General features: G+C 72.6%; 10 protein-coding genes. 4 read left to right on the top strand and 6 right to left on the bottom strand.

The window, feature by feature from the left end; all coding sequences use genetic code 11:
- The first annotated feature begins 327 nt into the window (after window positions 1–327).
- From glgX to ACFYQA_RS25200, 3 genes are all read left to right on the top strand, one after another.
- The gene (gene glgX / locus ACFYQA_RS25210) at window positions 328–2562 is read left to right on the top strand and encodes a glycogen debranching protein GlgX (RefSeq protein ID WP_388922004.1); all 2235 of its coding nucleotides are present in this window, start codon (window positions 328–330) and stop codon (window positions 2560–2562) included.
- 103 nt (window positions 2563–2665) lie between these two features.
- The gene (treY, locus tag ACFYQA_RS25205; RefSeq protein ID WP_388922001.1) at window positions 2666–5083 is read left to right on the top strand and encodes a malto-oligosyltrehalose synthase; all 2418 of its coding nucleotides are present in this window, start codon (window positions 2666–2668) and stop codon (window positions 5081–5083) included.
- A 143-nt stretch (window positions 5084–5226) separates the two neighbouring features.
- Window positions 5227–6507, top strand: a complete 1281-nt coding sequence (locus tag ACFYQA_RS25200; RefSeq protein WP_388921998.1) for a M14 family zinc carboxypeptidase — start codon at window positions 5227–5229, stop codon at window positions 6505–6507.
- 19 nt (window positions 6508–6526) lie between these two features.
- Here ACFYQA_RS25200 and ACFYQA_RS25195 read toward each other — a convergent pair whose 3' ends face one another.
- The 3 genes from ACFYQA_RS25195 to ACFYQA_RS25185 all read right to left on the bottom strand — a co-directional run bounded on the left by ACFYQA_RS25195 (window position 6527) and on the right by ACFYQA_RS25185 (window position 8039).
- Window positions 6527–6967 carry an SSI family serine proteinase inhibitor gene (locus tag ACFYQA_RS25195; protein ID WP_388921995.1) on the bottom strand — a complete coding sequence of 147 codons (441 nt, stop codon included), beginning with the start codon at window positions 6965–6967 and terminating at the stop codon, window positions 6527–6529.
- Window positions 6964–7248: a hypothetical protein gene (locus ACFYQA_RS25190; RefSeq protein WP_388921992.1), complete on the bottom strand. Its 285-nt coding sequence runs from the start codon at window positions 7246–7248 to the stop codon at window positions 6964–6966. The genes ACFYQA_RS25195 and ACFYQA_RS25190 overlap by 4 nt, the downstream gene beginning before the upstream one ends.
- 239 nt (window positions 7249–7487) lie before the next feature.
- Window positions 7488–8039 (bottom strand): FHA domain-containing protein, encoded by a 552-nt coding sequence (locus ACFYQA_RS25185; RefSeq protein ID WP_388921988.1) that lies wholly within the window; start codon window positions 8037–8039, stop codon window positions 7488–7490.
- 179 nt (window positions 8040–8218) lie between these two features.
- Here ACFYQA_RS25185 and treZ point away from each other — a divergent pair, with 179 nt between their 5' ends.
- Entirely contained in the window at window positions 8219–9964 is a 1746-nt protein-coding gene (gene treZ, locus ACFYQA_RS25180; protein ID WP_388921985.1) for a malto-oligosyltrehalose trehalohydrolase, read from the top strand.
- A gap of 85 nt (window positions 9965–10049) precedes the next feature.
- On the opposite strand, the gene ACFYQA_RS25175 is transcribed toward treZ, so the two are convergent.
- The 3 genes from ACFYQA_RS25175 to cyc2 all read right to left on the bottom strand — a co-directional run bounded on the left by ACFYQA_RS25175 (window position 10050) and on the right by cyc2 (window position 14283).
- Window positions 10050–10994, bottom strand: a complete 945-nt coding sequence (locus tag ACFYQA_RS25175) for an aminoglycoside phosphotransferase family protein (protein WP_388921983.1) — start codon at window positions 10992–10994, stop codon at window positions 10050–10052.
- Window positions 10995–11382: 388 nt separating this feature from the next.
- The gene (locus ACFYQA_RS25170; RefSeq protein WP_388921981.1) at window positions 11383–12045 is read right to left on the bottom strand and encodes a PDZ domain-containing protein; all 663 of its coding nucleotides are present in this window, start codon (window positions 12043–12045) and stop codon (window positions 11383–11385) included.
- Between the two features lie 75 nt (window positions 12046–12120).
- On the bottom strand, window positions 12121–14283 hold the full coding sequence (gene cyc2 / locus ACFYQA_RS25165; protein ID WP_388921979.1) for a germacradienol/geosmin synthase Cyc2: 2163 nt from the start codon (window positions 14281–14283) through the stop codon (window positions 12121–12123).
- Between the last annotated feature and the right edge of the window lie 37 nt (window positions 14284–14320).

The following is a 14320-nucleotide window of genomic DNA, read 5'->3' as shown; positions in this document are numbered from 1 at the left end:
AACGATCAAGGAGAGTACTCCGCTTGTGGTGTGCGGTGCAGCCTGATGGCGGTGTCGTTTCTCAACTTCCGCCTTCCACACCACTGTTCTGGTATGCATGTCTGCCGGAAGTGGACGAAGTCACAGGACACGCACAGATGTTGCGGCCCCGGCGCACTCGCGGAGAGCCGGAATCCCCCTCGGGGAGGGCGCGTCGGCAGCGGCGCGGCGACGGCACGGCCACCGGCCCGGCAAACGGTACGACAGGAGCACCGCGACAGGACGACACGCCAACGCTCCGGGCCAAGGCGCCCCCACCGGAGCCGTGCACCTGGAAGAGTCGTGTCCATGCAGGTCTGGCCTGGCGAGGCGTATCCCCTCGGTGCCACGTACGACGGCGCCGGCACGAATTTCGCGGTCTTCACGGAGGCCGCGGACCGAGTGGAGCTGTGTCTGTTGCACGACGACGGCTCCGAGACTGCGGTCGAACTGCGCGAGAGCGACGCGTTCGTACGGCACGCGTACCTGCCCGGCATCATGCCGGGACAGCGGTACGGCTTCCGCGTCCACGGGCCGTACGCCCCCGAACGGGGGCTGCGCTGCAACTCGGCGAAGCTGCTGCTCGACCCGTACGCGCGTGCGATCAGCGGGTCGGTCCGGTGGGGCGAGGAGGTGTACGGCTACCACTTCGACGCGCCCGAACGGCGCAACGACCTGGACTCCGCGCCGCACACGATGACGTCGGTCGTGGTCAACCCGTACTTCGACTGGGGCGACGACCGCCCGCCCCGGACGGAGTACCACCACACGGTGATCTACGAGGCACACGTCAAGGGTCTCACCATGCGCCATCCGGGACTCTCCGAGGAGCTGCGCGGCACCTACGCGGGCCTCGCGCACCCGGCGGTGATCGAGCACCTGACCGAACTCGGTGTGACGGCACTGGAGCTGATGCCGGTTCACCAGTTCGTCAACGACCACCGCCTGGCGGACATGGGCCTGAACAACTACTGGGGCTACAACACCATCGGATTCTTCGCCCCGCACAACTCCTACGCGTCCTGGGGCGACCGCGGTCAGCAGGTGCTGGAGTTCAAGTCGGCGGTGAAGGCGCTGCACGAGGCCGGGATCGAGGTCATCCTCGACGTCGTCTACAACCACACCGCCGAGGGCAACCACCTGGGTCCGACGCTGTCCTTCAAAGGCATCGACAACCCCTCGTACTACCGGCTGACCGACGACCCCCGCTCCTACATGGACACGACGGGTACCGGGAACTCCCTGCTCATGCGGTCCCCGCACGTCCTCCAGATGATCATGGACTCGCTGCGGTACTGGGTCACCGAGATGCACGTCGACGGGTTCCGCTTCGATCTCGCGGCGACCCTGGCGCGGCAGTTCCACGAGGTGGACCGGCTGTCGTCGTTCTTCGACCTGGTGCAGCAGGACCCGGTGGTCTCCCAGGTGAAACTGATCGCCGAGCCGTGGGACGTGGGCGAGGGCGGCTACCAGGTGGGCAACTTCCCGCCGCTGTGGACCGAGTGGAACGGCAAGTACCGGGACACCGTGCGGGACCTGTGGCGGGGCGAGCCGCGCACGCTCGCGGAGTTCGCGTCCCGGCTGACCGGCTCGTCCGACCTGTACCAGGACGACGGGCGGCGCCCGCTGGCTTCGATCAACTTCGTGACCTGTCACGACGGCTTCACCCTGCACGACCTGGTCTCGTACGACGACAAGCACAACACCGCCAACGGCGAGGACAACCGGGACGGCGAGAGCCACAACCGCTCCTGGAACAGCGGCGTCGAGGGCGAGACCGACGACCCGGACGTGCTACGGCTGCGGGACCGTCAGATGCGGAACTTCATCGCGACGCTGATGCTGTCCCAGGGCGTGCCGATGATCAGCCACGGCGACGAGGTCGCCCGCACCCAGGGCGGCAACAACAACGCCTACTGCCAGGACAACGAGCTGGCCTGGCTCGACTGGCCCTCGGAGCGGGAGGGGCAGCGGCGCCGGAAGAGCCGGGACGAGCGGGAGACGCACGCCGGCGACACCGGCGGGGACGGTGACACCGGCGGGGACGGCGACGGTGACACCGGCGGGGACGGCGGTGACGATGCCCGCCTGCGGATGCTGGCCTTCACGCGCGCGATGGTGTGGCTGCGCAAGAACCACCCGGTCTTCCGCAGGCGCCGCTTCTTCCACGGACGGCCGGTCGAGGGCACCCACGACGACCTGTCCGACATCGCCTGGTTCACCCCCGAGGGGACGGAGATGAACCAGCGGGACTGGGACCGGGCGCGCGCCTCGGCGCTGACGGTGTTCCTCAACGGCAACGCGATCTCGGAGCCCGACCGGCGCGGGGAGCGGATCACGGACGACTCGTTCCTGCTGATGTTCAACGCCTCCCCCGGCCCGCTGGAGTTCGTGGTGCCCGTCGACCACGGCCGGCAGTGGCAGGTGGTCGTCGACACCGCACGCGAGGACGGCATACCTCCGGGCACCGGACCGGAGGTACGGGCCGGCACCCGGTTGACCCTGAAGGACCGGAGCCTGACGGTGCTCCAGCGGCCGGTGTGACGGACAGCGGCGTGGAGGGAGTCGGGGAGGGGCGACGCGGACGGTGGTGCGGCAGCGGAGGGACTGTTGACAGGAAGGGCGCCAGGGCGGGTACGTGGTCTGCATGACTCCTGAGCGACCTGAGCCCGCGGTGCCCACCGCCACGTACCGGCTGCAGTTGCAGCCCGACTTCCCGTTCGCCGCCGCGGCGGCCACCGTGCCGTACCTGGCCTCGCTCGGAGTGTCCCATCTGCACCTGTCGCCGGTCCTGGAGACGGTGCCGGGCTCGCGGCACGGCTACGACGTGGTGGACCACGCGCGCGTTCGCGGGGAACTGGGCGGCGAGCAGGCACTGCGGGGCCTGGCGCGCACCGCGCGGGAGCACGGTCTCGGCCTGGTCGTGGACATCGTGCCCAACCACATGGCGATGTCCCCACGTCACAACCGGGTCCTGTGGGAGGTGCTGCGCGAGGGCCCCTCGTCGCGCCACGCACGGTGGTTCGACATCGACTGGGAGGCGCAGGGCGGCCAGGTGCTGCTGCCGGTGCTGGGCGGACCGCTCGGCGCGGAGCTCGACCGTCTGAAGGTGGACGGCGATGTGCTGCGCTACCACGACCACGCGTTCCCGCTGCGCGAGGGCACCGCCCACCTTCCGCTGCCGCAGCTCCTGGACGCCCAGTGGTACCGCCCGGTGTGGTGGCGGCTGGCCCGCACCGAGCTCAACTACCGCCGGTTCTTCAGCATCTCCGAGCTGATCGGCGTGCGCGTGGAGGACCCCGAGGTGTTCGAGGCCACCCACGCCAAAATCCTCCAGCTGCTGCGCGAGGGGGTCGTCGACGGACTGCGGGTCGATCACCCGGACGGGCTCGCCGACCCGGACGGGTATCTGCGGCGGCTGCACGAGTCGACCGAGGGCCGCTGGACCGTCGTGGAGAAGATCCTCGCCGACGGCGAGCCGCTTCCCGCCTCCTGGCCGGTCGCGGGCACCACCGGGTACGACGCCCTGCGGCACGTGGACGGCCTGTTCACGGACCCGGCGGGGGCCGGGGAACTGCTCGGCCAGTACCGGCGGTTCGCGGCGCCGCAGCCGGACCGGGGCGGCGAGTGGGAGGCCACGGTGCGGCGGGCCGCGTACAAGGTGCTCACGCACGAACTGGCCACCGAGGTCGACCGGCTGACCCGGGTGGCTCACCGCGTGTGCGCGGCCTCGCCCGAGCCCGCGCTGCGCGACCGCGCGCCCTGGGCGCTGCGCACCGCGCTCGAGGAGCTACTGGTCCGGCTCGAGGTGTACCGGCCCTATGCCTCCGTGGACCCGGCCGCTGTGGTCACCGAGGAGGCCGCGGCCGACGCCCGGCGCGCCTTCGCCGTCCCCGAGGAGGCCGGGGCGGTGGACGTCGTACGGGATCTGGTGCTCGGGCGGTACGGCGACGGGCCGGGACAGGTGGAGTTCCGTACGCGGTTCGCGCAGACCGCGTCGGCGCTGCGGGCCAAATCGGTGGAGGACACGGCGTTCTACCGCTACATGCCGCTGCTGTCGGCGACGGAGGTGGGCCAGAACCCGGGCGCTCCGGCGCTGTCCCCGGGGCGGTTCCACGCGTACTGCGCGCGCGTGCAGCGCGACTGGCCGGCGACCGGCACCGTCGTCTCCACGCACGACACCAAGCGCAGCGCCGATGTGCGGGCCGCGCTCCATGTGCTCACCGAGTGCCCCGGACGGTGGGCGGACGTCCTGGCGGAGGTGACCCACGTCGGCGAGGGCGTACCGGACCCGCAGCTGGCGTGGGCGGCCTGGCAGACGGTGTTCGGACTGGGCCCGGCGGACCCTGAGCGGGTGACGGGGTCACTGCTCAAGCATGTGCGCGAGGCAGGCTTGCACACGAGCTGGACGGAGCAGGAACCGGCGTACGAGGAGGCGGTGGCCCGGTTCGTGGCGGCGGGGCCGTGCGGGGACACGGGCGAACGGGTCGCGCAGTTCCGGGCCTCGTTGGAGCCGTACATCCGCGCGAACGTGCTGGGCGCCGCCCTGGTCCATCTGACGATGCCGGGTGTGCCCGACGTCTACCAGGGCACCGAGTTCGAGTACCGGGCTCTGGTGGACCCGGACAACCGGCGGACGGTGGACTTCCCGGCCGGGAAAACGGACGGTGAGGGCGACGCGGACAACGCGGAGCACGGCAGCGGCAGCGGCAGCGGCAGCGGCAAGGCGGCGGTGACGCGGGCCGCGTTGCGGTTGCGGGGACGGCGGCCCGGGGTGTTCGGTGACACGGCGTCGTGCGAGCCGCTGGCCGCCGAGGGCCCCGGGGCGGCGCACTGCGTGGCGTTCGTACGGTCCGGTGCGGTGCTGACCGCCGTGACCCGGCTGTCGCTGCGGCTGACGGAGGCAGGTGGCTGGCGGGAGACCCGGCTGGCGCTGCCACCGGGCCGGTGGGCCGACGTGCTGGAGCCCGGACGGGAGTTCACCGGGCACGCGCGCGTGGCGGAGCTGTTCGAGCGGTCACCGGTGGCACTGCTGGAGCGCGCAGAGGAGCCGGACGTGGCGTAAGAACCCGCCCGGGTGGGACAGGGCGGCGCAGGTGCCGGTCATATGGACCGCGGACGCCCCCCGGGGCCTCCCCCGTCGCACCCTTGACACCGGTCCGTGCCCGTGGGGTACTGCGATGTGCGACGACGGGTGGTTGACGGGGGGTGGGTCTCCTGCCGGAGCTGCGCTACCCGACGGTGGCCGAACTCGTTTCCTCCTCCCGCGCGCTGACGGCCCGGCGGCCCGGCCTGTGCGTCCTGCGGCAGGTGGGACTCTCCCGCGCGGGGCGGCCGCTGCACCTGCTGTCCGTGGGCCACGCCCGGCGTGCCGTGCTGGTGGTCGCGGGCGCCCATGCCAACGAGCCGGCCGGCGGGGGCACACTGCTCGCGCTGGCCCGGCGGGTCGTGGTGGAGCGGGAGCTGCGGGACGACATGTCCTGGCACTTCCTGCTGTGCGCGGACCCCGACGGGGCGAGCCTCCACACGGCGACGGAACCGGACAGCCTGTACGACTACCACTTGGGCTTCTTCCGTCCCGCCGGCCGGGAACAGCCCGAGTGGGCCCCGTCGGTCCTGCCGCCCGACCGGCTGCCGCCCGAGACCCTGGCCCTGACCGGGGTCATCGACGAGCTGCGGCCCTACCTCCAGGTGTCGCTGCACGGGACCGATCTGGGCGGCAGCTGGGTCCAGTTGACGAGGGACGTGCCGGGGCTCGCCGAGCCGTTCGGCAAGTCCGCCGCGGAACTGCACATCCCGGTGGAGACGGGCGCCTCGGACGCGGCGGGCTGGCCGGTGTCCGGTCCCGGGGTGCGGGTGATGCCCGCGGCGGAGGCCGGGCCGGTGTATCCGAGCCTGCCGGACGACGCGCGGCACAGCACCTGGTACCGCCCCCACCGGTACGGCGGCCTGACCGCGGTCGTCGAGGTACCGATGTGGGCCGGCGGCCTGGTGGACGATCCGGAGCCGCACCCGGCTCCGGCCGAGGCGCTGCGGCATCTCGCGGACCGGCTGCTGCGGGACGCGCGCGAGGTGCGAAAGGTGCTGGAGGAGGCCCGGCCCGGGGCCATGGAGGACGCCGGTACCGCCGGCGGTCCGCTGCTGCGGGCGGCCACCTGGGGGCTGGAGCTGGTCCCGGGGCTGGCCGGAGACCTGGTCCGCACCCGGCCGCCCGACGGCACCAGGGCGTACGTGGGCAGCGTGGACGCGTTCACGCGCCGGGTGCCGCTGCGGGCGGCGGCCATGCTGCTGCGGGAGCTGCGGGAGAGCGACCCGCACGCGGCGGCACAGCTCGAGCACCTGGTCGCCCTGTGGAGCGACTCGTTCGCCGTGCACTTCCGGGCCCGCTGGGTGCCCGTGGCGCACCAGGTGGAGCATCAGGTCCGTACCGTCGTGGCGGCGGCACTGCACGCCCGCGCGGGTACGGGTACGGGAGCGGGAACGGGCTGACCCGCCCGCTCCCGAGGCCTCATGAGGGCTGTGGCCCGCCCAGGGCGAACACGGAGCCGGTCCGGGCCTCCATCGCGCACCGGTTCGAGAAGGTCTCCGTGTACTCGACCCGCTGTCCCCGCCACTGCCCGTGCGCGTGTGCCGTCACCGGGGCGTAGAGCATCGGACAGTACGTGTCCCGGGCCGGGATGCCGGAGATGCGCCCGTTCACCGCGTCGAGTTCCGCACAGGCGTCGGCCGCCCGCGGGTGGCCCTGGGGCGGGTCGCAGAGGAGCAGGTTGCCGGGTGCCGTGCCGGTCCGGGTCTCGCCCTGGTCGACGCCGAGGACGAGCCAGTTGTCGGAGGTGTCGGCGCCCCGGGGGCCCGGGTCCGCCTGCGCGGGGGTGGGTACGAGGCAGGCGAGGAGGGCGGTCGCCGCCAGCAGCGCGCCCCGTACCGCTTTCAGTGAGGTGTACGTCATTCCGGATACATCGGCACGACGGTGCCGGAACCCCAGCCCGGCTCACCCGAACGGGAAGGTGCGCCCGGGCGTCGCACGGCCGGCTCGAACACGGCAGCCACGACCCGCGCCTGGTACTCGACCTGACGTGCGACCGGGATCCGGCGTGTCCCGTAAGTGTCGTGGTAGTCGGCGCACCGCGCGTCGATGAGCCGGTCCGGTTCCAGTTCCGGCGGCACCCCCGCCGGATCACGGCCGGCGGTCGTGACCAGCCGGTGGCGCAGGAGGGTGGCAGGGCACACTCTCCACGAAGTGGCGCCGTCGGTTCGTCAATTCACCTCCCACGAGGAGTGCACGAGACACCCACAGTGAGTCATGATTTCGGGGGATACATCAACACCATAGAGGACAAAGGGAGTTCGGCGAACTTCTGTCGCGCCCATGGACGCCGCGGCCGTCCGTCCGCAGGCGGACACGGTCCGGCTGGACGCAGTCGCTGTCCGGCGCCGTACTCGGACGCCGTCCGGCCGTGCGTGGGCGGTCAGTTCGCCGTGAGCCGGTACGTCATCCGTCCGAAGCCGATCTGGTCGCCCTCCCGGACGACGGCCGCGCCGACCACCCGACGCCCGTTCACCGTCGTGCCATTGGTGGACCCGAGGTCGCGCAGCACCCACAGGCCGCCCTGCTGACGGAGTTCCGCGTGCACACGGGAGACCGTTTCGTGGTTGAGCCTCAGCCCGTTGGCGGGGTCGCGCCCTATGCGCAGCGGGTGGGTGGTCGCCGGATGGGGCAGCAGCAGCTTCGGCAGCCGCTCGGCCCGCCAGGCCCCGCGCAGCCGTACCGTGAACCCGGAGACCGCCTCCACGGAGGAGAACAGCAGACGCGAGACGCGGCCCTCGGTGGGCAGGTCGGCGGTGAGCGGGACGAGTTCGTCGGGGCACCGGGCCGCGAGCGCCAGTTCCATGCGCCGGATGAACGTGTCGTGGGACAGCCGCCCCACCGCGGCGCCGTCCCGCAGTACCTTCAGCGCCTTGTCGCGCTCCACGTCGGAGAGCCGCGCGGGGTACGTGTTGAACTCGAATGACGACGTCACACTGCTGATTGTCGGCCAGCATGGGCCGCACTGTCCAGGAGACGACAGAAGCACCGTAAGGCCGCTCCGCTCCCGAGGCGGCGACACCACCGCAAAGGGAACATTCACCGGCGGATCGATCTCCGATGCAGCACCATGGACGAGCTACATCACGGTGAGCAGACGAAGGGGAACCGTCCGTGCAGTTCGAGGTGTGGGCACCGCAGGCCGATGACGTGACGCTCCGGTGCGACGGCGTCACGCGCGCTATGACGCGCGATCCGCAGCAGGAGGGATGGTGGCGGGGTGAGGCGGACGCGCGGGACGGCTCCCGGTACGGCTTCGCGCTGGACGGCGGGCCGGTCCTGCCCGATCCGCGCTCGCGCCGGCAGCCGGACGGACCCGACGGGGAGAGCGCCGTCGTCGACCACGACGCGTTCGCCTGGCGCGCGGCCTGGGAGGGGCGTCCGCTGCCCGGCGCCGTCCTGTACGAGCTGCACGTGGGCACGTACACGCGCGAGGGCACGTTCGACGCCGCCGCCGAGCGGCTGGAGCATCTCGCCGGGCTGGGCGTCACCCATGTGGAGCTGATGCCGGTGTGTCCCTTCCCCGGCCGTCACGGATGGGGGTACGAGGGGGTCTCGCTGTGGGCGGTGCACGAGCCGTACGGGGGCCCCGAGGCGCTGAAACGGTTCGTCGACCGGGCGCACTCCCTGGGTCTGGGCGTCGTCCTCGACGTGGTGCACAACCATCTGGGGCCGTCCGGGAATTATCTTCCGCGGTTCGGCCCGTACTTCACCGACACCCATCACACTCCGTGGGGCGCCGCCGTCAACCTGGACGCCCCCGGTTCGGACGAGGTGCGGACGTATCTCGTCCGGAGCGCGCTGGCGTGGCTGCGGGACTACCGGATCGACGGGCTGCGGCTGGACGCGGTGCACGCGCTGGCGGACACCCGCGCCCTCCCCTTCCTGGAGGAGCTGGCGGCGGCCGTGGACGCCCTGTCGGCCGACACCGGACGGCCGCTGTTCCTGATCGCCGAGTCGGACCGGAACGATCCCCGGTACGTCACGCCCCGCGCGGACGGCGGTCACGGACTGCACGCCCAGTGGAACGACGACTTCCACCACGCCCTGCACGCCGCGCTGACCGGTGAGTCGCAGGGCTACTACGCCGACTTCGCGCGCGCCCCGCTCGCGGCGGTCGCCAAGACGCTCTCCGGCGGCTTCTTCCACGACGGCACGTACTCCTCGTTCCGCGGCCGGCGGCACGGGCGGCCCCTGGACCGTACGCGCATCGCCGGGCACCGGCTCCTCGGCTACAGCCAGACCCACGACCAGATCGGCAACCGGGCCCGGGGCGACCGGCTGGCCTCGCTGGTCTCCCCCGGCGCGCTGGCCTGTGCGGCGGTCCTCACGCTGACCGCTCCGTTCACGCCGATGCTGTTCATGGGCGAGGAGTGGGCGGCGGGCACGCCCTGGCAGTTCTTCACCGACCACACCGACGCCGAACTCGCCAAGGCCGTGCGCGACGGCAGACGGCGGGAGTTCACGGCGCACGGCTGGGCCGCGGCGGACGTGCCCGACCCGCAGGACCCGGCCACCCGCGACCGTTCCTGCCTGGACTGGTCGGAGCCGGGACACGAGCCCCACGCGCGCATGCTGGCCTGGTACCGGCAGCTCGTCGCGCTGCGTCACGCGCAGCCGGACCTCACCGACCCCGACCTCGCCGACACCAAGGTGGTCTTCGACGAGGACCGGCGCTGGCTCGCCTTCCGGCGCGGGGACGTGCTGGTGGCCGTGAACCTGTCCGGTGAACCGGCCGCGATCGCGCTGGGCGTCCCGCACGCGCGCGTACTCGCCGCCTGGGAGCCCGTCGGGGTACCGGGCGCGGACGGAGTGCTGCACCTGCCCGGCGAGTCCGCGGTGGTGCTCCTGCAGCACTGAGTGCCCGGGGCGCCGGCCCGCGGCACCCGGCCGCGGGCACGTCCGCCGGATCCCGTCCGCCGGGGCGCGCGGCTCGGGCGCGCGGCTATGGCATGTCGTCGGTGCTGCGGAGGTCCGTCACCCGCTCCAGCAGGATCGCCTCCCAGGCCCGGCGCAGCCGGACGCGCAGCGGCGGCAGCGGTCCGGTGCCCCCGCCGCCCAGCGCCTCGGCGAGGTGCAGGACCGCGTCGCAGCGGGCCAGCCACAGGCCGCGCAGACAGGGGCGGGCGCCGTAGCCGGCGAGGGTGGCGGCGCGTACGGCGGCCGGGGAGCCCACGGCGAGCGCCAGGCCCGCGATGTCCTCGGCGGGGTCGCCGACCGCCGCCCCGGCCCAGCCGAGGACCCCACGCACCCGGCCGTCGGCGCTGACCACGAGATGCGCGCCCGTGAGGCCGTGATGGACGAGGACCGGCGAGCCGGACTGGGCCCTGAGCTGGACTGCGGCGGAGGGGGTGAGCTGCCGCATGCGGTGCGGGGCGAACTCGTCGGCGGCGGCCAGCCGTTCGGCGGCTTCTCCGGCGGCCCGGCGCAGGGACTCCAGGGAACGTGGGGGGACACGCGGCACGCCGAGCGTCTCCGCCTGCCGCGCCGGTACCTCGCGCAGCCCGGTGAGCAGCCCGGCCAGATCGGTCTCCCCGACGGCGGACACCCGGTGCTCCTCGGCCGACCCGCCGGACAGCCGGGTTTCCAGGGTGCAGATCAGGCCTGGTGCCCACTCGCCGTGCGCCAGGCTCGACGGCACCGCGACCGGGATGTGCGGGCGGACGAGTTCCCGCAGCCTCAGCTCGCGGCGCCGGCGTGTGCTCATCTCCCGGTCGAGTGCGAGGCGCAGCACCTGCCGGGTGCCGACCCACCAGGTGGCGGGCCCGGCGCCCTCGCCGACGGGCCGCACCTCCGGTACGTCGGCGCTCTCACCGTCCCCCTCGTCCTTGAGGAGGGTGCGGGCCAGCCGGCGGACGGTGTCCGCGGTGGGTGTCGGTGCCTGGGTCATGGTCGCGCCGCTGTCGTTCGGTGGGCGGGGAGGGGAAGTGGGGCCGTTCAGTCCACTATGACCGTCTCCCCCGCCGCACGCTCCGTACGGGTCCGGGACCCGTCGTCGGCGGCGGTGCAGGACGCGGCACCGGGCGTGGTGCAGGACGCGGACGTACTGCCGGTCATCCGGACCTCCCGGGGCAGTGGCAGGGGCTATGGACAGCATCCTGCCCGGCGGGCGGGGGCGGCGCGAGCCGGTGTGCCGTGTCCGTCCGGCATGTCACCGCGTCCGGTACTCCCGGGGAGTGGCTCCGCTCGCACACGAGCCGGCCATGCCGCACTGACGTGCCCCTCCGGATGCGGCCCCCTGGGGCGCGCCGGCTCCGGCGACCCCCCTCCCCCGGTGCTCAGGTGACAAGGCCGGGGACGGCCGTGAGCTGCTGGAAGTCGCCGCCGCGGTGGCGCACCGTGAGGGTCGCCCCGGCACCCGGTCTCGCCCGGACGACCGCGCCCACCAGGTCGGCGGCCGTGTCGATCCGGGTGCCGCCGAAGGCGAGGAGCACATCGCCCCGCACCAGGCCCGCCGCGAACCCCGGACCCGGCACATGCACGCCCACCACCAGGGCTCCCGGCCCGCTGTCGTCCACGACCTCCACGCCGAGCCTGGCGACGACGGGCGCGGACAACGGGGAGGGGAAGGCCCCCGACGCCGACGGCCCGGACCGCGCGGACGGCCCGGCAGCGCCCACGAATCCCGCCTGGCGCTGCAACTCGGCCAGTCCGTCCGCGCCGACGACCGTGGCACCCATCGCCCCGACGCCCACCCCGGACAGCACCAGGACGGTGCCGAGGAACATCGCGAACAGTGTGGTCCTCAGCCGCCGCCCCCGCCGCCGCCGCGCGGCATGCGGACGCGGCCGGCCGGAACCGCGCCGGGCCCCGGACCCGGCCCCACCCCCACGTCCCTCCCCCCTCCCGTTTCCATCCCTGTCCGCACCCCCACCCGTGTCTCCGGCCCCGGCCGTCTCACGGCCGGGCATCGGCTTGGGTCGCAACGCCGTCTGTTCCATGGATCGCCTCCGCCTGGAGTGCTACCCGGACCGGCGGAGGCCGACGAGCCACGAAAGAGTGAGACTGACTTTCCCTCAGATACGGGTAGTCATGGGTACCGCGGGTGTGCGGTCCGGCAGGAAGCCGTGGGCCCGGCCCGAGAGCCACGCGTCCTTGTAGCGGTCCACGCTGCGGTGCCAGTGCAGGATGCCCGCCATCCAGTTCTGCAGATCCAGCACATAGTCCCGCATGATCGCGCGTGCCTCCCGGGACAGTCCGAAGTCCTCGTACAGCACGGGCAGCTCGTGTGCCACGACATGCTCGAACTGGTCCAGGCGACGGCTCATCAGGTCATGGACGATGCCGAGCGCCGTCGGGTAGTCGCAGCCGAAGAAGTTCTGCACGACGAGGATCGCGTTGTGGATCTCGCCCTCGAACTCGATCTCCTTCTGGTACGAGAAGACGTCGTTGAGGAGGCAGGCGTAGTCGATCGCCGCGTTCTCCAGGGAACGGACCGGGCCGCTTCGGTAGACCTCCGGCGGGACGGCGGGGCCGTGGCCCGCCCGGCACAGGCCGAGGGTGAGGTCGGAGCCGAAGGTCTGCCGGCGCATCTCCAGGTAGTCGACCGGGTCGGGCACGCGGTGCACGATCTGGTTGCCCAGTTCCCACAGCCAGCTCTCGGTCATGACGTTCACGGCGTTCTTCAGCGGCACCCGTTCCTCAGGGGTCATGGCCGCAGTGGTGCGGGCCCACAGGTCGGTCAGGGCCCGCTCCATGGCGTTGGTCGCCGGGGGCACCGGTTCACCGTCGACGGGCATGCAGTCGGACAGGCGGGCCGTGGTCAGCCGGGCGGTGACGAGGTCACGGCGATGGCCGTAGACGAGCGGGTAGTAATCGTCGCCATAGGTGCCCCAGGCGAGCCACTGCGCGCTGAGGTCGAGGGCGGCGGGGGTGGCGTCCGGGTCGATTCCGGCGGAGCACAGCGCAAGATCGTAGGCGTCCAGCTTGTCCTCGTCCCACACGCCTTCGCTCAGGATGCCCGTCCGGTGGCACCAGTCGACGAGGGTGCTCCGCGAGGCGTCGAGGTGCGGGCTGAGCTCCAGCGGGAACGGCATCCGAAGATCGGGGATCAGCGACGGGCCGACCTTCTGGTACGGCACATGGGCGTGCGCCCGCAGCCTCGCCGCGCCCGCGGCGGCGAGCAGGCCGCGTACGTCGACGGCCGAGGTCCCCGGCCCGGTCGGGACCTCCCAAGGGTTGGCCTGCCGTGCGCCCTCGTTCATGTACCGGCTGGAGCGCATGTGCCATTCGTGGCCGCCGGACTGCCAGTCCTGCAGCCCCTTCGCGTACGCCGCGACGGCCGCGACCTCGTGCGGGGCGAGGCCCTTCTCCAGGGCGACCGCGGGGACTTCGGTGAACGCGGTGTGCTCGAACTGGTGCAGCCGCGAGGTGAGGATGTCGTTGACGGTGTCGGCGGCCTGCTGGGTGGTGCAGCCGAAGAAGGTCTCCAGGACGAGGACGCCGTTGCTGTTCTCACCCTCGTCCTCGACCTCGCGCTGGTAGGAGAACAGGTCGTTGCGCAGGTGCACGGCGTCGGAGAACGTCTCCATCAGCACCCTGAGCGGCCTGGTTCCGGCGACGGTGGCGGACACTTCGGCGGTCGCGTACTCGACGAGCCCCGCCGACCACGGGGCGCCGCCCACCTTGCGGCGCATCTCGATGTATTCGACGGGGTTGGCGATCCGCCCCTCGTTGATGTTGGACAGCTCCCACAACGACTCGTTGAGAAGGTGCTCCGTGGCGACGGCGAACCGGGCGCGCCAGTCCTCGGACATCGCGGGCACGGTGCGCGCCCACAGGTCGGCGAGGCCCGCCTCGACCGGGTTGTGCGGCTCGGGCACCGGGGTCGCCGGGTCCAGCGGCATGAACAGCGGCAGCCGGTCCAGGTGGGCCTTGCCGCCTTCGCGGTCCTGGCTGCGTTTGAACAGTTCCAGGAAGTGGTCGTCGAAGAAGAAGACCCACACGTACCAGTCGGTGATCAGGGAGAGGGCGGGCCCGTCGCAGTCGGGGTGGGTGTAGGCGCAGAGCAGGCCGTAGTCGTGCGCGTCGAGATCGGCCTGCTCCCAGACTCCGGATCCCTCCAGCATGCCCATCTCGCGCGCCCACACCGACGAGTGGGCGCGGGCCTCCTCGAGATGCGGGTTCAGCCGCGCGGGGTGCGGCAGGTAGAAGTGCGGAAGTACGAACGGCTGGGTCATGGCCCGGCACTACCCGTGGACCCGTGGCGGCATCCAC

It is taken from the genome of Streptomyces sp. NPDC005774, from assembly GCF_042871645.1.
Classification (GTDB): Bacteria; Actinomycetota; Actinomycetes; order Streptomycetales; family Streptomycetaceae; genus Streptomyces; species Streptomyces pratens.
The sequence above is the reverse complement of the archived record's forward strand: the minus strand, read 5'-3'. Positions and strand labels throughout refer to the sequence as shown.